Source organism: Nitrospirota bacterium, assembly GCA_030645475.1.
Lineage (GTDB): Bacteria > Nitrospirota > Nitrospiria > Nitrospirales > Nitrospiraceae > Palsa-1315.
In genome coordinates, this window is sequence record JAUSMA010000017.1 from 1 (window position 1) to 14434 (window position 14434).

30 protein-coding genes are annotated in these 14434 nt (G+C 53.8%); all 30 read left to right on the plus strand.

Annotated elements, in window-relative coordinates; genetic code table 11:
- Positions 1-141, plus strand: a 141-nt coding sequence (gene tuf / locus Q7U76_04800; protein MDO8355689.1) for an elongation factor Tu, incomplete at its 5' end; no start/stop codon positions are given.
- 27 nt (positions 142-168) lie between these two features.
- Positions 169-483, plus strand: coding sequence for a 30S ribosomal protein S10 (rpsJ, locus tag Q7U76_04805; GenBank protein MDO8355690.1), 315 nt, complete (start codon positions 169-171; stop codon positions 481-483).
- A 29-nt stretch (positions 484-512) separates the two neighbouring features.
- On the plus strand, positions 513-1133 hold the full coding sequence (gene rplC / locus Q7U76_04810; GenBank protein ID MDO8355691.1) for a 50S ribosomal protein L3: 621 nt from the start codon (positions 513-515) through the stop codon (positions 1131-1133).
- A gap of 3 nt (positions 1134-1136) precedes the next feature.
- Positions 1137-1760: a 50S ribosomal protein L4 gene (gene rplD, locus Q7U76_04815; GenBank protein ID MDO8355692.1), complete on the plus strand. Its 624-nt coding sequence runs from the start codon at positions 1137-1139 to the stop codon at positions 1758-1760.
- Complete coding sequence (locus Q7U76_04820; GenBank protein MDO8355693.1) at positions 1757-2050, plus strand: 50S ribosomal protein L23; 294 nt, start codon at positions 1757-1759, stop codon at positions 2048-2050. The genes rplD and Q7U76_04820 overlap by 4 nt, the downstream gene beginning before the upstream one ends.
- Before the next feature lie 50 nt (positions 2051-2100).
- On the plus strand, positions 2101-2925 hold the full coding sequence (rplB, locus tag Q7U76_04825) for a 50S ribosomal protein L2 (protein MDO8355694.1): 825 nt from the start codon (positions 2101-2103) through the stop codon (positions 2923-2925).
- A 9-nt stretch (positions 2926-2934) separates the two neighbouring features.
- The gene (rpsS, locus tag Q7U76_04830; GenBank protein ID MDO8355695.1) at positions 2935-3222 is read left to right on the plus strand and encodes a 30S ribosomal protein S19; all 288 of its coding nucleotides are present in this window, start codon (positions 2935-2937) and stop codon (positions 3220-3222) included.
- Between the two features lie 44 nt (positions 3223-3266).
- Positions 3267-3620 carry a 50S ribosomal protein L22 gene (rplV, locus tag Q7U76_04835; GenBank protein ID MDO8355696.1) on the plus strand — a complete coding sequence of 118 codons (354 nt, stop codon included), beginning with the start codon at positions 3267-3269 and terminating at the stop codon, positions 3618-3620.
- A gap of 56 nt (positions 3621-3676) precedes the next feature.
- On the plus strand, positions 3677-4348 hold the full coding sequence (gene rpsC / locus Q7U76_04840) for a 30S ribosomal protein S3 (GenBank protein MDO8355697.1): 672 nt from the start codon (positions 3677-3679) through the stop codon (positions 4346-4348).
- Between the two features lie 14 nt (positions 4349-4362).
- Positions 4363-4776 carry a 50S ribosomal protein L16 gene (gene rplP / locus Q7U76_04845; GenBank protein ID MDO8355698.1) on the plus strand — a complete coding sequence of 138 codons (414 nt, stop codon included), beginning with the start codon at positions 4363-4365 and terminating at the stop codon, positions 4774-4776.
- A gap of 42 nt (positions 4777-4818) precedes the next feature.
- Positions 4819-5040 carry a 50S ribosomal protein L29 gene (gene rpmC, locus Q7U76_04850; GenBank protein MDO8355699.1) on the plus strand — a complete coding sequence of 74 codons (222 nt, stop codon included), beginning with the start codon at positions 4819-4821 and terminating at the stop codon, positions 5038-5040.
- A gap of 2 nt (positions 5041-5042) precedes the next feature.
- Complete coding sequence (gene rpsQ, locus Q7U76_04855; protein ID MDO8355700.1) at positions 5043-5309, plus strand: 30S ribosomal protein S17; 267 nt, start codon at positions 5043-5045, stop codon at positions 5307-5309.
- A 36-nt stretch (positions 5310-5345) separates the two neighbouring features.
- Positions 5346-5714, plus strand: a complete 369-nt coding sequence (gene rplN, locus Q7U76_04860; GenBank protein MDO8355701.1) for a 50S ribosomal protein L14 — start codon at positions 5346-5348, stop codon at positions 5712-5714.
- A gap of 19 nt (positions 5715-5733) precedes the next feature.
- Positions 5734-6069, plus strand: coding sequence for a 50S ribosomal protein L24 (rplX, locus tag Q7U76_04865; GenBank protein ID MDO8355702.1), 336 nt, complete (start codon positions 5734-5736; stop codon positions 6067-6069).
- A 102-nt stretch (positions 6070-6171) separates the two neighbouring features.
- Positions 6172-6741, plus strand: coding sequence for a 50S ribosomal protein L5 (gene rplE / locus Q7U76_04870; GenBank protein ID MDO8355703.1), 570 nt, complete (start codon positions 6172-6174; stop codon positions 6739-6741).
- Positions 6742-6762: 21 nt separating this feature from the next.
- A complete protein-coding gene (locus Q7U76_04875) occupies positions 6763-6948 on the plus strand; it encodes a type Z 30S ribosomal protein S14 (protein ID MDO8355704.1) in 186 nt (61 codons plus the stop codon).
- Between the two features lie 74 nt (positions 6949-7022).
- A complete protein-coding gene (rpsH, locus tag Q7U76_04880) occupies positions 7023-7415 on the plus strand; it encodes a 30S ribosomal protein S8 (GenBank protein ID MDO8355705.1) in 393 nt (130 codons plus the stop codon).
- A gap of 56 nt (positions 7416-7471) precedes the next feature.
- A complete protein-coding gene (gene rplF, locus Q7U76_04885) occupies positions 7472-8008 on the plus strand; it encodes a 50S ribosomal protein L6 (protein ID MDO8355706.1) in 537 nt (178 codons plus the stop codon).
- 8 nt (positions 8009-8016) lie between these two features.
- On the plus strand, positions 8017-8382 hold the full coding sequence (rplR, locus tag Q7U76_04890; protein ID MDO8355707.1) for a 50S ribosomal protein L18: 366 nt from the start codon (positions 8017-8019) through the stop codon (positions 8380-8382).
- Between the two features lie 59 nt (positions 8383-8441).
- Positions 8442-8951: a 30S ribosomal protein S5 gene (gene rpsE / locus Q7U76_04895; GenBank protein MDO8355708.1), complete on the plus strand. Its 510-nt coding sequence runs from the start codon at positions 8442-8444 to the stop codon at positions 8949-8951.
- Positions 8951-9160: a 50S ribosomal protein L30 gene (gene rpmD, locus Q7U76_04900; GenBank protein MDO8355709.1), complete on the plus strand. Its 210-nt coding sequence runs from the start codon at positions 8951-8953 to the stop codon at positions 9158-9160. The genes rpsE and rpmD overlap by 1 nt, the downstream gene beginning before the upstream one ends.
- On the plus strand, positions 9157-9612 hold the full coding sequence (gene rplO, locus Q7U76_04905) for a 50S ribosomal protein L15 (GenBank protein ID MDO8355710.1): 456 nt from the start codon (positions 9157-9159) through the stop codon (positions 9610-9612). The genes rpmD and rplO overlap by 4 nt, the downstream gene beginning before the upstream one ends.
- On the plus strand, positions 9605-10924 hold the full coding sequence (gene secY / locus Q7U76_04910) for a preprotein translocase subunit SecY (protein MDO8355711.1): 1320 nt from the start codon (positions 9605-9607) through the stop codon (positions 10922-10924). Before rplO ends, secY begins: the two co-directional genes overlap by 8 nt.
- Positions 10925-10933: 9 nt before the next feature.
- Positions 10934-11590: an adenylate kinase gene (locus Q7U76_04915; GenBank protein MDO8355712.1), complete on the plus strand. Its 657-nt coding sequence runs from the start codon at positions 10934-10936 to the stop codon at positions 11588-11590.
- Positions 11587-12336, plus strand: coding sequence for a type I methionyl aminopeptidase (gene map / locus Q7U76_04920; GenBank protein MDO8355713.1), 750 nt, complete (start codon positions 11587-11589; stop codon positions 12334-12336). The genes Q7U76_04915 and map overlap by 4 nt, the downstream gene beginning before the upstream one ends.
- Before the next feature lie 30 nt (positions 12337-12366).
- Positions 12367-12585, plus strand: a complete 219-nt coding sequence (gene infA, locus Q7U76_04925; GenBank protein ID MDO8355714.1) for a translation initiation factor IF-1 — start codon at positions 12367-12369, stop codon at positions 12583-12585.
- A gap of 15 nt (positions 12586-12600) precedes the next feature.
- Positions 12601-12714, plus strand: coding sequence for a 50S ribosomal protein L36 (rpmJ, locus tag Q7U76_04930; protein MDO8355715.1), 114 nt, complete (start codon positions 12601-12603; stop codon positions 12712-12714).
- A gap of 137 nt (positions 12715-12851) precedes the next feature.
- Positions 12852-13232, plus strand: a complete 381-nt coding sequence (rpsM, locus tag Q7U76_04935; GenBank protein ID MDO8355716.1) for a 30S ribosomal protein S13 — start codon at positions 12852-12854, stop codon at positions 13230-13232.
- A 37-nt stretch (positions 13233-13269) separates the two neighbouring features.
- A complete protein-coding gene (rpsK, locus tag Q7U76_04940; protein MDO8355717.1) occupies positions 13270-13653 on the plus strand; it encodes a 30S ribosomal protein S11 in 384 nt (127 codons plus the stop codon).
- A gap of 81 nt (positions 13654-13734) precedes the next feature.
- The gene (rpsD, locus tag Q7U76_04945; protein ID MDO8355718.1) at positions 13735-14361 is read left to right on the plus strand and encodes a 30S ribosomal protein S4; all 627 of its coding nucleotides are present in this window, start codon (positions 13735-13737) and stop codon (positions 14359-14361) included.
- Positions 14362-14434 lie beyond the last annotated feature (73 nt).

A 14434-nucleotide genomic window follows, 5' to 3' on the forward strand; every position in this document is an offset into this window, starting at 1 on the left:
GAGATGGTCATGCCGGGCGATAATGTGAGTGTGACGGGTGAGCTGATTAGCCCGATCGCGATGGATCAAGGGCTGCGGTTCGCGGTGCGCGAGGGCGGCAAGACTGTCGGTTCTGGCGTCGTCACCGAAATTCTGGCGTAATGATTGGTCGGATGAATAGAGGAATGAATGGTTAAGGTTGAACAAAGAATCAGAATTCGGTTGCGCGGGTTCGATTATCGCGTCCTGGACCAGTCCGTGGCGGAAATTGTCGAGACGGTTCGCCGAAGCGGAGCGAAGATCGTCGGACCAATTCCGCTCCCTACGCGTATTGAGAAGTTTACGGTGCAAAGCGCGACGCATGCTGACAAGAAGGCTCGTGAGCAGTTTGAAATCAGGACGCACAAGCGTTTGATGGATATCATGGATGCGACGCCTGAGACCATGGACTCGCTGATGAAGTTGAATTTAGCTGCCGGCGTGGATGTCGAGATTAAGCTTTAATTGTAGTTGATTGACAAGGAACGTCACACATGACGAACGGGTTATTGGGTAAAAAGCTGGGGATGACTCAGATATTTGATGAGACGAGGTTCACGCCTGTCACCGTCATCGAAGCTGGTCCTTGCCGAGTGGTAACGATCAAGACGAAAGAGCGTGACGGGTATGAGTCGGTTCAGTTGTCTTTTGGGGAAGTCAAGGAGCGCAAGCTCTCGAAGGCTGAGCTGGGACATCTGAAGAAGACGGAGGCGCCGGCTACGCGTGTACTGAGAGAGTTTCAGAAGGTTGGCGAGGTAGAGGTTGGGCAGTCCATTAAAGTCGATATCTTTAAAAAAGGCGACTGGGTGGATGTCATCGGGATTTCCAAAGGGAAGGGATTTCAGGGTGTGGTGAAGCGGCATCATTATGCCGGCGGTCCTGAATCTCACGGTTCGATGTTCCATCGTCATCCTGGTTCGATGGGCGCGAGTTCGTATCCTTCTCGTGTCTGGAAAGGCAAGACGTTGCCTGGGCACATGGGCGCTAAGCAGATTACGGTGCAGCGATTGAAAGTTATTGAATCCAGGCCTGATGAGAACTTGCTGTTTGTTCGGGGGGCGATCCCTGGTGCAGCAAATGGACTGATCATGGTGAGAAAGTCGAAGAAGGGGTAGGTCATGCCCACGGTTGATGTCGTTGATTTGAAGAGACAAAAAGTTGGGTCCGTCGAACTTCCTGAGGAAGTGTTTGGCTGCAAGCTGCACACGGCCTTGGTTCATGAAGCGGTGGTGATGCAGCGTGCTTGTGAGCGTCAAGGTACGGCATCGACATTGCGGCGTGGCGAAGTGGCGGGATCAGGGAAGAAGCCATGGAAGCAGAAGCATACGGGGCGGGCTCGAGCCGGATCCATCCGTTCCCCTGTATGGCGCCACGGCGGATCGGTGTTTGGTCCGAAGCCGCGTGACTATTCGTATAGCATGCCGAAAAAGAAGTACCGCGCTGCGCTTCAGAGCGCGTTGTCTGCCAAGTTGGCAGATGGGCAAATCGTGATTGTGTCGAATCTGGCATTGGATCAGCCGAAGACGAAATTGCTGGCTCAAGTGCTGATGAATTTTGGGCCCGGGGCATATGCCTTAATTGTGGCTGGCGAAGGACATCCTGGATTGGCTCAAGCAGCAGGTAATTTGCCAAACGTGTGTGTGGTGGGTCCTGAAGGATTGAACGTCTACGACATTGTTCGGGCTGAGTTGATTCTGATTCCTGAGCGGGAATTGCCGCGGGTGAAGGAGGTCTGGTCATGAAGGCAGGTCTCCATAGCATTCTGTTGCAGCCCTTGTTGACGGAAAAAATTACGGCCATGCGGGAAGCCAATAACACCGTGGCCTTCCTCGTTCACCCGGATGCTAACCGTGTCCAGATCAAGCAAGCGGTCGAAACGCTCTTGAAGGTAAAGGTTGAGCGGGTGAATGTGATGAACGTGCGCGGGAAGGTGAAGCGCTTAGGGCGTTTCTCAGGTAAGAGATCAGACTGGAAGAAGGCCTTCGTCAAGCTCAAGCAAGGCGAAAAATTGGAGCTCTACGAGAGCGCATAGCGTGACGCTGCACCGGGATTAACTCGGTGTATTGGAAGGACGACTGTAGCATGGGAATCAAAGTATTCAAGCCGAGAACCCCGGGGCGCCGCGGAATGACCGCGGTGACGACCGAGGATCTCTCGAAGAAGCGGCCAGAGAAATCGCTGACCTCGTTCCGTCGCAGCACCGGTGCGCGAAACAACGAGGGGCGGACAACCGTGCGATTCCGTGGGGGTGGACATAAGCGCCTCTATCGGAAGATTGATTTTCGTCGTGATAAGAGCGGGATCCCAGGCACCATTGCCGCGCTTGAATACGACCCTAATCGTTCGGCCCGTATTGCTTTGGTGCATTACAAGGACGGAGAGAAGCGGTATATCCTGGCGCCTGTCGGACTGAAGGTCGGGGATGTTGTGCAGGCCGGTCTCGGCACTGAGGTTCGTGTTGGAAATGCCTTGCCATTGTCCAGCATGCCCTTGGGTACCACGATCCATAATATCGAGTTGAAGCCTGGCAAGGGCGGACAGCTGATTCGTAGTGCGGGTGGTTCTGCTCAAGTCATGGGCCGCGATGGCGAGTATATTCAGGTGCGACTCAGGTCCGGCGAAATGCGTCGAATCCTTGCGACTTGCATGGCGACGGTCGGGCAGGTTGGCAATACGGACCATGAGAATGTTAGTGTTGGCAAGGCCGGTCGGACGAGATGGAAGGGACGACGCCCTCATGTACGCGGTGTCGTCATGAATCCTGTCGACCACCCGCATGGTGGCGGTGAAGGAAAGTCTGGACAGGGTAATCCCCATCCAGTCTCCCCATGGGGTCTCCCGACCAAGGGATATAAGACCAGGAACAATAAGGCGACGGACAAGTTCATTATTTCCCGCCGCAAGTAGGAGTACGCGATGCCGAGGTCTGTAAGTAAGGGCGCATTCGTCGACGATCATCTGCTTGAAAAAGTAGAGCGGATGAATCAGAACAAGGATCGGAAGATCATTAAAACCTGGTCACGACGCTCTACCGTCATTCCAGATATGATCGGACATACCTTTGCGGTTCATAACGGGAAGAAGTTTATTCCTGTGTTTGTGACGGAAAACATGGTGGGACACAAACTTGGAGAGTTTGCTCCGACCAGATTTTTCAAAGGGCATGGGCATGCCAGAACAGAGAAATCAGTCGCCCTTAAATAGGTGTCAGACCGCGGTCTCGGCAAACTCGATTGGATTGGAATGTTATGGCTGAAGCACAAGCAGTTTTAAAATTTGTCCGTGTCTCTCCAAGAAAAGCTCGCCCGGTGATCGACTTGATCCGCGGGCAGCAGGTTCCGATGGCATTGGCCCTCCTCCGCAATACGCCGCGCCAGGCCTGCAAGGTCGTCGAAAAGCTTCTGCGGTCCGCCGTCGCCAATGCGGAGCAAAAGGAGATGGGCGACAGTGAGTCTATGGTCGTGTCGAGGGCGTTTGTCGATTGCGGGCCGACGCTGAAACGCTTTCGTGCCCGCTCGCAAGGGCGTGCGAATGCCATTCAGAAACGCATGAGCCATATTACTGTCGTCGTATCGACGGTAGATGTTAAAGAGAAGCAATAGGTAGCGACGGCTAATGGAGCCGATTCATTTCCTGGCTGAGTGAGGCATAAGGAGTTATGGGTCATAAAACACATCCAATCGGGTATCGACTGGGATACAACGTCAACTGGAGCTCTCGGTGGTACGCCAGCAAGGACTATGCAAAGCTGCTCCATCAGGATATCAAGATTCGCAAAATGGTCAAGCAGCGTCTCTTTCATGCTGGTGTGGCCAAGATCGAGATCGAGCGATCCGGAGACCAGACCCGTGTGATCATTTCTACCGCGCGTCCTGGTATCATCATCGGTCGTAAGGGTGCTGAGGTTGACAAGCTCAAGGCTGAGTTGGAAAAGATGTACTCTGGGCAGGTCTACATTACCGTCAAAGAAATTAAGAAGCCTGAGTTGGATGCCCAGTTGGTTTGTGAGAATGTGGCCACCCAATTAGAGAAGCGTGTTGCCTTCCGTCGGGCGATGAAGCGTAGTGTGCAGTCCGCGCTTCGTCTTGGCGCTCAGGGTATCAAGATCATGGTTGGTGGTCGTCTCGGTGGAGCTGAAATTGCGCGATCTGAATGGTACCGCGAAGGCCGCGTGCCGCTTCATACGCTCAGGGCTGACATCGATTACGGATTCGCTGAAGCTCACACGACGATGGGGCAGATCGGGATCAAGACTTGGATCTATAAGGGGGAAGTCCTTCCGCTACAGCCCATTAAAAAAGAATCGCCATTTGAACGCAGAATTGGCTAATTGATGAGGGTATTGTGTTAGCACCAAAGAAAGTTAAGTTCCGCAAAATGATGAAGGGGCGTATGACTGGCAAGGCCTATCGTGGCGGCCAAATTACGCTCGGGGAGTTCGGATTGAAGGCGCTCGAGCCGGGCTGGATCACCAGTCGGCAGATTGAGGCGGCGCGTATCGCGATCACTCGTTGCGTGAAGCGCGGTGGTCAGGTGTGGACGAGAATATTCCCCGATAAGCCGATTACCAAGAAGCCGGCTGAAACTCGAATGGGTAAGGGAAAGGGTAATCCGGAGTATTGGGTTGCCGTCGTGAAGCCCGGCAGAATTATGTATGAGATGGACGGTGTGACGCCGGAAGTTGCCAAGGAGGCCTTCCGCTTGGCTTCTCATAAGTTGCCAATTGCCACGAAATACGTAGTTCGCGGCGAGTTTTAATATCGAGTGAATCGGACACAAGGGTAGGGAGCGAGCGCATCCATGGATCTGAAGGAATTACGTCAACTAACGGCACTTGAGCTTGCGGAGAAGTCGCAGCAGCTTACGCAGGAGCTTTTCAATCTTCGTTTTCAAATGGGGACCGGGCGATTGGAAAACCCCATGCAGCTGCGAAAGACAAAGCGGTCCATCGCGCAGGTCAAGACGATTCAGCGTGAGCTCGCGCAGGTCGAATCAACTTCTACCACGGCGAAAGGGGCCTGAGGATGGCGGAGTCAGCAAACAAGCGGCGTGAGTGGGTTGGCCGTGTGGTCAGCAATAAAATGGATAAGACCGTCGTAGTCGAGATTGAACGGTCGGTCATACACCCACTCTATCGGAAGGTGCTGCGTCGGGTCACGAAGTTCAAGGCCCACGATGAAGAGAACGCATGTAAGGTCGGCGATCGTGTACGCATGATTGAGACGCGCCCTATCAGTAAAGATAAACATATGCGTGTGATCGAGGTCGTGGAAAAGGGACAGGGCAGCTAGGCTGAGATCGTTTGAAGGGTAGAGGGAACAGGCACTATGATTCAAAGTTATACATACATGGACGTGGCCGACAACTCTGGCGCGAAGCAGGCCATGTGTTTTCATGTGCTCGGTGGCACCAGGCGCCGATATGCGTCTCTCGGAGACATTGTCGTGGTGGCGGTCAAGGAGGCCATCCCTGCGGCAACGGTGAAGAAGGGCGATGTCAGCCGCGCGGTGGTCGTCAGGACGACGAAAGAAGTGCGCCGTGAGGATGGTTCCTATATCAAGTTCGATCGGAATGCTTGCGTACTGATCAACAAAGATGGGGATCCGGTTGGCACGCGTATCTTCGGGCCGATCGCGCGTGAGCTGCGCTGGAAGAAGTTCATGAAGATTATTTCTCTTGCTCCTGAAGTGCTTTAACGAGGGTGGTGACGGCCGGATGAATAAGCAGGCGTTGGCAAAAAGTCGAATTCGTAAGGGCGATGTGGTCGTCGTGATCTCTGGGCGCGACCGCGGCAAGTCCGGCAAGGTGCTCTCGGTCGATCCTGGAGTGGGCAAGGTCGTGGTTGAGAAGCTCAACATGATCAAGCGTCACACCAAGCCGAATCAGAAAGTCAAGCAAGGTGGCATTCTCGAGCGGGAAGCGCCTCTTGCGATCTCCAATGTGATGTATCTGTGTCCTGTGACACAGAAACCAACCCGACTGGGCGTGCGTACGCTCGAAGATGGCAAGCGGGTCCGGTTCAGCAAAAAATCGAACGACTCAGTCGAGTAGGAGTGAGGACGCCAGATGGCGAAGGTTGAATCAGGAAAAGGCAGTAAGACGTCAGAGAAGCGGCCACCCAAGAAAAAAGAAGGGTCGGCGGCCCCTCAGGTGATGGACGAGGGCAGCGAAGAGTCCAAGTTTAACCCGCGGATGCGCGAGGCGTACTTGCAGAAAGTTGTACCCGCACTCATGAAAGAGTTCGGTTACAAAAACATCATGCAGGTGCCGAAGGTTGAACGGATTGTGCTGAACGTCGGAATGGGTGAAGCCATTCAGAACGTGAAGCTCTTAGAGAGTGCCGCTGCCGAGTTAGGCTTGATCACCGGTCAGAAGGCTCTTATTACGAAGGCGAAGAAAGCCATTGCAACTTTCAAGCTGCGTCAGGGGATGCCGATCGGCACCAAAGTGACGCTGCGAAGCCGACGGATGTGGGAGTTCCTTGATCGGCTTGTCACCCTCTCGTTGCCGAGAATCAGGGATTTCAGGGGTGTGTCGCCCAAGTCCTTCGACGGACGGGGCAATTACACCCTTGGGCTGAAAGAACAGCTCATATTCCCCGAGATTCAGTATGACGAGGTCGCGTCGATCCACGGGATGGACATCACGATCGTCACGACCGCCAAGACGAATGATGAGGGTCGGGCACTATTGAAGCATTTGGGGATGCCATTCCGGACGTAACGTCAAACGAAGGAGCTGTAGGTGTCGAGATTAGCGCTGAGAAATAAATCGTCCGTCAAGGCGAAATTCCCCGTCAGGGACTATCACCGGTGCGGGATCTGCGGCCGCGTACGAGGGTTTTTGCGCCGGTTTAGCATGTGCAGAATTTGTTTTCGATTACTGAGCCTGAAGGGTGAGATTCCTGGGGTTCGGAAGTCGAGTTGGTAGATTATCTGCCTTCCGTGTCACTGGGCGGTTGATAGCCGTCTCGTTGCACGAAGAGCGTTGGTGAAAGGGTTGGTATGGTTACAGATCCCATTAGTGATCTATTGGTTAGAATTCAAAACGGACTTCGGCGTCGGCACGAGTCTGTGAGCATGCCGGCTTCCCGTCTCAAGCGGGAGCTCCTTCGTGTACTCCAGAACGAAGGCTATATTCAGAGCGTCCAGGCTGATATGGCTGATGGCCATCCTGTCCTGAAGGTGCAGCTGCGGTATGTCGATGAAGTGCCTGTCGTCACCGGTATGCAACGAGTCAGCAAGCCTGGCCGCCGTGTCTACGTGGGAATCAAGGATATCCCGCGAGTTAAGAACGGCATCGGTGTGGCCATCTTGTCGACGTCCAAGGGGCTGATGACGGATCAGGAGTCTCGCCGCGCCGGTCTTGGCGGTGAAGTATTGTGCTCGGTGTGGTAATGATGAGCGCCAATCAGATTGTCATTGTAGCCGGTTGCTAGAATAACGAGGAATCGATGTCACGCATAGGAATAAAACCAATCCAGATTCCAGCAGGAGTGGATGTTAAAGTTGCCGGTCCTGTCATCTCCGTCAAGGGGCCACTCGGGAAGCTCGATTGGTCGTTGTCTCCAGGTCTTGGGGTCACGATTCTGGACGGAGTGCTTACGGTCAATCGCCAAAACGAAGACCGCCATGTCCGTGCGATGCATGGACTGACCCGCGCAGAACTGAGTAACATCGTCCAGGGTGTGACGAAGGGTTATGAGCGTAATCTGGAAATCACGGGAGTCGGTTACAAGGTTGCCGTGCAGGGACGGACGATGAGCTTCAACGTCGGCTATATCAACCCGGTCACATATCCGATTCCCGTAGGCATCGATGTGAAGGTGGATAAGCAGACGCTGATCAATGTGAAGGGAACCGATAAGCGATTGGTGGGCCAGGTTGCTGCAAACTTGAGAGCGATCAAGCCGCCAGACGTCTACAAGCAAAAGGGCGTTCGCTATGCCGGGGAAGTGTTACGTAAGAAGGCTGGAAAGACAGGGAAGTAAGGTGATTCATGAATAGTGCAGATAAAGCAGATCAGTTAACACGCCGGAAGCAGCGGGTTCGCAAGCGTGTCGTTGGAACGGCCGAGAGGCCTCGACTCAACGTATTTCGTAGCAGCTCACATATCTATGCCCAGATCATTGACGATCTTAAGGGAGCCACATTGGCCGCGGCATCTTCCTTGGATAAGTCTCTGCGCACGTCGGTGAAATCCACCGGCAGCATTGATGGGGCAAAAGCAGTTGGAAAGTTGTTGGCCGAACGGGCGAAGGCTGCCAAGGTTCAGGCGGTGGTGTTCGATCGTGGTGGTCGAATGTACCACGGACGTGTGAAGGCATTGGCTGAAGCATCGCGCGAAGGCGGTCTGCAGTTCTAGGTCGTACCTCGATTCCATGACGGTGCCGGAGCGAGGGGAACAAAGAGGAGAGACGTTACGTGCGAGTTAATCCAGATGAATTAAGCCTGAAAGATAAAGTCGTCTTTATCAACCGCGTCGCGAAAGTCGTCAAGGGTGGAAAGCGATTTAACTTTTGCGCACTGGTTGTTGTCGGAGATGGACAGGGGTGGGTCGGCATCGGGAAAGGGAAAGCGGCTGAAGTGCCTGTCGCGATTGCGAAGGCGGTTGAGCAGGCCAAGAAGAACCTGGTGCATGTCGCCCTTACGTCTGGAACGATCGCGCATGAGGTGCATGGGCTCTTCGGCGCCGAACATGTTCTCTTGAAGCCCGCAAAGAAGGGGACGGGGATCATTGCCGGTGGCGCAGTGCGAGCGGTGGTTGAGGTGGTCGGCGTGCATAACGTCATCGCCAAGACACTTGGCCGTGGAAATCCATTTAATACGGTTCGTGCCACCCTCAACGGCCTCTGTCAGCTGAGAAATGCTGAAGACGTGTTGAAGCTGCGCCGAGGTGCGGTGAGTGATGCACAGAACAGAGTGAGTGCCTAATGCCTACACCGAAGATTCCCAAGGTCACGAAAAAAGGGTTTGTGATTACCTTGCGGCGAAGCCCAATCGGTACCCCGCAAAAGCATCGACTTGTGTTGAGCGGCCTCGGCTTGAGGAAGATTAGACAGACCGTTACTCGTCCCAATACGCCACAAGTACGAGGGATGATTGACAAAGTTGGATATCTATTGGAAGTGCAGCCACAATGAACTTACATGAGCTCGGTCCTGCAAAAGGATCAAGAAAAAAACGCAAGCGTATTGGACGTGGTCCCGGTTCAGGTCATGGGAAAACGGCAGGTAAAGGCCACAAGGGTCTGTTAGCCAGGTCTGGTGGTCGTGGTCGGCAAGCAGTTGGGTTTGAGGGCGGTCAGATGTCCTTGATCCGCCGGGTGCCGAAGCATGGCTTTACCAACATCTTCCGTAAAGAATTTTCAATTGTTAATCTCAAGAGTTTGGGTGAGATGACGGTGTCCGGCACCATCACTCCGCAAGCGCTGGTCGATGCCGGATTAGTCAAGCGTAAGTCGTTGCCAATCAAGATTCTTGGAAACGGCGACCTCACGAAAGCGATTGTCGTGCAGGCGCATAAGTTCAGTAAGTCCGCAGAGGCAAAGATTCAAGCAGCTGGAGGGAGAGTCGAGGTCATCCCCGGTGTTTGAGAGACTCCTGACCAGTTTTCAGAATATCTTCAAAATTCCCGAGCTGCGCACCCGGATCCTCTTTACCATGGGGATGTTGGTGGTGTATCGGATCGGGGCGCATATCCCTACGCCTGGAATTAACGGCGACGCACTCGCTGACTTTCTGCAAAAGCAAGGCGGCGCGTTGCTCGGATTTTTGGATATTTTCTCCGGTGGTTCTCTTTCACGTCTCACGATCCTCGCTTTGGGCATCATGCCCTACATCAGCGCATCGATTATTCTCCAGCTATTGACGGTGGTCGTCCCGCACCTCTCGAAGTTAGCGAAAGAGGGCGAGCGCGGGCGTAAAAAGATTATTCAATACACTCGATTCGGCACAATCGGCATTGCGGTGATTCAGGGCTTCGGAATCGCCGTGGGGCTCGAGCAGATGAATCAAGGCGCATTTGTGATGACCGCTGGGTGGGGGTTCCGCCTGATGACCGTCATCACCTTGACCGCGGGTACGGGTTTCCTGATGTGGCTTGGTGAGCAGATTACCGAGCGTGGTATCGGAAACGGTATCTCATTGATTATTTTTGCTGGCATCGTCGCACGGTTGCCGGCGGCCGTCGCTCAGACATTTGATTTATATAAGGTCGGTCAGTTAAGCTTCGTCCTCCTGGTTGCCCTTGCACTCTTGATGGTTGTGGTGGTCGCGGCGATTGTCTTTCTGGAGAGTGGACGGCGAAAAGTTCCGGTTCAGTATGCGAAACGTGTCATTGGGCGAAGGGTTTTTGGCGGGCAGAGTACGCACATTCCTCTGAAAATCAACACGGCAGGGGTTATCCCTCCTATTTTCGCGTCATCGATCATTGCGTTTCCAGCAACTATTGCTGGGTTTTTTGAGACACCATGGGTGAAAGCATTTGGAGCGCAACTTGCGCCTGGGTCTTTGCTCTATACGTTAATGTATGTCGGACTTATCTTGTTTTTCTGCTTCTTTTATACTGCCGTCGTTTTGAATCCTGTGGATATGGCAGATAACATGAAGAAGTATGGTGGATTTATTCCAGGAATTCGCCCAGGAACGAGGACGTCAGATTATATTTATAAGGTGCTGACTCGTATCACATTTGCGGGATCAATTTACCTCGCGATTGTATGTGTCATCCCCGAGTTTCTGATCTACAAGCTGAATGTGCCATTCTACTTTGGCGGTACGTCGCTGCTTATTGTCATTGGTGTCGGCCTGGATACGGCACAACAGATTGAGTCTCATATGTTGATGCGGAATTACGATGGGTTTCTCGGTAAGGGTATGGCCCCTCTCCGTGGACGGAATGGTTAAGGGGAAGTGATGAGGGTCGTGTTTCTCGGTGCGCCTGGCGTAGGTAAAGGGACTCAGGCTGAGCGTATCGCATCGCAATACCGGTTGGCGAAAATATCGACAGGGGATCTACTCCGGGAAGCCGTTCGTAATCAGACGACGCTGGGTCTTGAAGCGAAGAGCTTTATGGATCAGGGTCAATTGGTTCCTGATTCTGTCGTGATCGGGCTAGTCAGGGAAAAGCTAGGCGATTCAAGCTGTGCAAACGGATTTGTCCTAGATGGGTTTCCCCGAACTGTCCCGCAAGCGGAAGAGTTGGGTAAGGCGCTTGCTTCGAAATCCACTGCGCTCGACCTAGTTGTGAATTTCAAGGTTTCTCGTGAAGATGTGGTTCGTCGGCTGAGCGGTCGCCGGAGCTGTCCAAAGTGCCAAGCAACGTTCCATATTGACTTTGCAAAGCCGAAAGTTGATGAGGTGTGTGATCGTTGTGGGGAGTCACTCGTGCAGCGCAACGATGACCGCAGAGATGCGATTGAGACGCGTCTGAAAGTGTACGACGAGCAGACGGCCCCACTTGTCCGCTATTACGATGAACGGCGTCTGTTGTCATCCGTCGATGCGTCTGGCTCGGTTGACGTTGTCTTTCAGCATCTCGCAAAGGTGCTGACGCCTTTTCTGGCGCGATGATCATCCTCAAGACGCAGGATGAGATTGCCGTGATGGCTCAGGCGTCACGCGTGGTGGCTGAGGTACTCGCGGTTCTGAAAAAAGTAGTTAGGCCCGGCATCACGACCGATGAACTGGACCGGTTGGCTGAAGACGAGATTCGATCGCGTGGTGCGCGCCCGGCGTTTAAAGGGTATCGGAGTTATCCCAAGACCCTTTGTGCTTCAGTGAATGAGCAGGTTGTTCACGGGATCCCCTCCAAGCGAGTGCTGAAGGAGGGGGACATTATCGGGCTGGATCTTGGGGCGATCGTTGACGGGTTTTACGGTGACTCTGCGGTCACAGTTGCGGTGGGTCAGACGAATGAACGAATCGCCCACTTGGTTCGAGTGACCGAAGAGGCGATGTACCTCGGAATCAAGCAAGCGGTAGTGGGGCATCGGCTGTCAGAAATTTCGCATGTGATCCAGCAGCATGTGGAATCATCTGGCTTCTCGGTCGTCACAGAGTTCGTCGGTCATGGCATCGGTCGACAGTTGCATGAAGAACCGCAGGTGCCGAACTACGGGAAGCCAGGACAGGGCCCGCGGTTGCAGGCAGGAATGGTTCTGGCGATCGAACCGATGGTCAACATGGGTAAGGCCGCCGTCAAGGTGCTTGAGGATCGATGGACAGCGGTGACGGTTGATGGAAGTCTCTCGGCGCATTTTGAGCATACCATTGCGATTCAGCCGAGCGGTCCTCCTCGCATTTTAAGTCAGTTATGATTCCGGTTTGGGCAGAAAGGATAGAGGTACGTGCCGAAAGAAGATGTTATTGAAATACAAGGCACGGTGAACGAAACGTTACCGAACGCGATGTTTCGAGTGTCGTTAGATAATGGCCATAAAATTCTTGCACATATATCAGGAAAAATGCGCATGCATTTTATCCGTATTCTTCCTGGCGATAAGGTGACTGTCGAACTCTCGCCGTACGACCTGACGCGCGGGCGCATCACCTATCGGTTTAAGTAGGAGCGTGTAACAGACATGAAAGTGAAATCATCCGTCAAGCCGATTTGTGCCAAATGTAAGGTGGTTCGACGCAAGGGTGTGGTGAGAATTCTCTGTGAGAATCCACGTCACAAGCAGCGACAAGGGTAAGGAGCGCCGCAGGAGGACTGGACCGGCCACCTGCTCGCGTCGCGTGGGCCTGTAGGGCTTTCGCAGGGCGCGCGCAACAGAGCTTGGTCAGGCACTCAGCGACGAAGAGTTGAAAGCAGTAATCGTAAGGGGGACGTATGGCACGTATTGCCGGAGTAGATTTACCAAAAGACAAGCGGGCGGACATCGGCCTGACCTATGTCTATGGCATCGGGCGGGCGGCCGCAGTCGATATCCTGGGTAAGGCGGGGATCGATGGATCGATAAGGGTTAAGGATTTGAGCGAAGAGCATATCGTCAAGATTCGTGAAATCATTCAGGAGAGTTATCAAGTCGAAGGCGACTTGAGGAAAACCTTCTCGATGAACATCAAGCGATTGATTGATAGCGGTACATACCGGGGGCTGCGCCATCGCAAAGGGTTGCCTGTCCGTGGCCAGCGGACCAAGACGAATGCGCGGACGAGAAAAGGCCGTCGCTCCGGTGTGGGAAGCAAACCGAAACCGCCTACGCGTTAGGCGTAGCGCGTGACCGTTACCTGAGTAGGGAGCCTGTATGAGCGTTAAAAAAGGGAAGAAGAAAGAGCGGCGGATCGTGACGAGCGGAGTGGCCCATGTCCAGGCCTCGTTCAATAACACGATCGTCACCATCACCGACATGAGCGGAAACACCATCGTGTGGGCCAGCTCAGGAAACCAAGGCTTCAAGGGGTCGCGCAAGAGCACGCCATTTGCGGCTCAGCGGGCTGGCGAGGCTGCTGCACGTAAGGCGATGGAGTGCGGAATGCGGCAAGTGGACGTCTATGTGAATGGGCCTGGGTCCGGACGTGAATCGGCGATTCGGTCCATTCAAGCGGCTGGAATGCGGATCAATATGATTCGTGATGTGACCCCGATTCCTCACAACGGCTGCCGTCCTCCTAAGCGGCGGCGCGTCTAGCGAGGAATGTCGGGAGAGTCGAATACACGAGAATTCTTGGGCGCACCCACGTGGTGATGTCCGGTAACCGGAGGTAGAGCAGTGGCAAAGTATCGCGGTCCCGTCTGTCGGTTGTGTCGTCGAGAGGGTGAGAAGCTGTTTCTGAAAGGCTCACGCTGTATGACGGAAAAATGCGCCATTGAGCGTCGCGCCTATCCTCCAGGACAACATGGGCAAAAGCGTCCGAGGAACTCGGAGTATAGCACCCAGCTCAGAGAAAAACAGAAGTTGCGCAGAATTTATGGTCTGATGGAATGCCAATTCCGCGGTGTCTTTGAGAAGGCGGAACGCCAAACTGGCATTACCGGCGAAGTGCTTTTACGATTGTTGGAATGTCGCTTGGACAATGTAGCTTATCGATTAGGGTTCGGCGCCTCGAGAAAGGAAGCCAGACAACTCGTGAGCCACGGGCATTTAACCATGAATGGCCGGAAAATCAATGTGCCAGGCGCTCAGGTAAAGGCTGGTGATATCATCAGCATTCGTGAGCGAAGCCGCACGCTGATCTCGATCCAAGCTGCCTTAGAGGCGGTAGATGGTCGAGGCATTCCAGAGTGGTTAGAGCTAGACAAGACGGCATTTAAAGGTGTGGTCCGTGCGTTGCCGTCCAAGGATCAGATTACACTGCCGGTCAACGAACAGATGGTGGTGGAGTTGTATTCCAGGTAGGTGCGGATTTGTGGACGGGGTTTAGCTTTCTGCGGTGCGCTGGTGCCGTTCAGTGGCTGTCTACTCGATGAGA

Bases quoted from the DNA above. Each gene is read 5' to 3' on its own strand.
- rpsJ (MDO8355690.1), top strand. From the start codon at position 169: ATGGTTAAGGTTGAACAAAGAATCAGAATTCGGTTGCGCGGGTTCGAT.
- rplC (MDO8355691.1), top strand. From the start codon at position 513: ATGACGAACGGGTTATTGGGTAAAAAGCTGGGGATGACTCAGATATTT.
- rplD (MDO8355692.1), top strand. From the start codon at position 1,137: ATGCCCACGGTTGATGTCGTTGATTTGAAGAGACAAAAAGTTGGGTCC.
- Q7U76_04820 (MDO8355693.1), top strand. From the start codon at position 1,757: ATGAAGGCAGGTCTCCATAGCATTCTGTTGCAGCCCTTGTTGACGGAA.
- rplB (MDO8355694.1), top strand. From the start codon at position 2,101: ATGGGAATCAAAGTATTCAAGCCGAGAACCCCGGGGCGCCGCGGAATG.
- rpsS (MDO8355695.1), top strand. From the start codon at position 2,935: ATGCCGAGGTCTGTAAGTAAGGGCGCATTCGTCGACGATCATCTGCTT.
- rplV (MDO8355696.1), top strand. From the start codon at position 3,267: ATGGCTGAAGCACAAGCAGTTTTAAAATTTGTCCGTGTCTCTCCAAGA.
- rpsC (MDO8355697.1), top strand. From the start codon at position 3,677: ATGGGTCATAAAACACATCCAATCGGGTATCGACTGGGATACAACGTC.
- rpmC (MDO8355699.1), top strand. From the start codon at position 4,819: ATGGATCTGAAGGAATTACGTCAACTAACGGCACTTGAGCTTGCGGAG.
- rpsQ (MDO8355700.1), top strand. From the start codon at position 5,043: ATGGCGGAGTCAGCAAACAAGCGGCGTGAGTGGGTTGGCCGTGTGGTC.
- rplN (MDO8355701.1), top strand. From the start codon at position 5,346: ATGATTCAAAGTTATACATACATGGACGTGGCCGACAACTCTGGCGCG.
- rplX (MDO8355702.1), top strand. From the start codon at position 5,734: ATGAATAAGCAGGCGTTGGCAAAAAGTCGAATTCGTAAGGGCGATGTG.
- rplE (MDO8355703.1), top strand. From the start codon at position 6,172: ATGGACGAGGGCAGCGAAGAGTCCAAGTTTAACCCGCGGATGCGCGAG.
- rpsH (MDO8355705.1), top strand. From the start codon at position 7,023: ATGGTTACAGATCCCATTAGTGATCTATTGGTTAGAATTCAAAACGGA.
- rplF (MDO8355706.1), top strand. From the start codon at position 7,472: ATGTCACGCATAGGAATAAAACCAATCCAGATTCCAGCAGGAGTGGAT.
- rplR (MDO8355707.1), top strand. From the start codon at position 8,017: ATGAATAGTGCAGATAAAGCAGATCAGTTAACACGCCGGAAGCAGCGG.
- rpmD (MDO8355709.1), top strand. From the start codon at position 8,951: ATGCCTACACCGAAGATTCCCAAGGTCACGAAAAAAGGGTTTGTGATT.
- rplO (MDO8355710.1), top strand. From the start codon at position 9,157: ATGAACTTACATGAGCTCGGTCCTGCAAAAGGATCAAGAAAAAAACGC.
- Q7U76_04915 (MDO8355712.1), top strand. From the start codon at position 10,934: ATGAGGGTCGTGTTTCTCGGTGCGCCTGGCGTAGGTAAAGGGACTCAG.
- map (MDO8355713.1), top strand. From the start codon at position 11,587: ATGATCATCCTCAAGACGCAGGATGAGATTGCCGTGATGGCTCAGGCG.
- rpmJ (MDO8355715.1), top strand. From the start codon at position 12,601: ATGAAAGTGAAATCATCCGTCAAGCCGATTTGTGCCAAATGTAAGGTG.
- rpsM (MDO8355716.1), top strand. From the start codon at position 12,852: ATGGCACGTATTGCCGGAGTAGATTTACCAAAAGACAAGCGGGCGGAC.
- rpsK (MDO8355717.1), top strand. From the start codon at position 13,270: ATGAGCGTTAAAAAAGGGAAGAAGAAAGAGCGGCGGATCGTGACGAGC.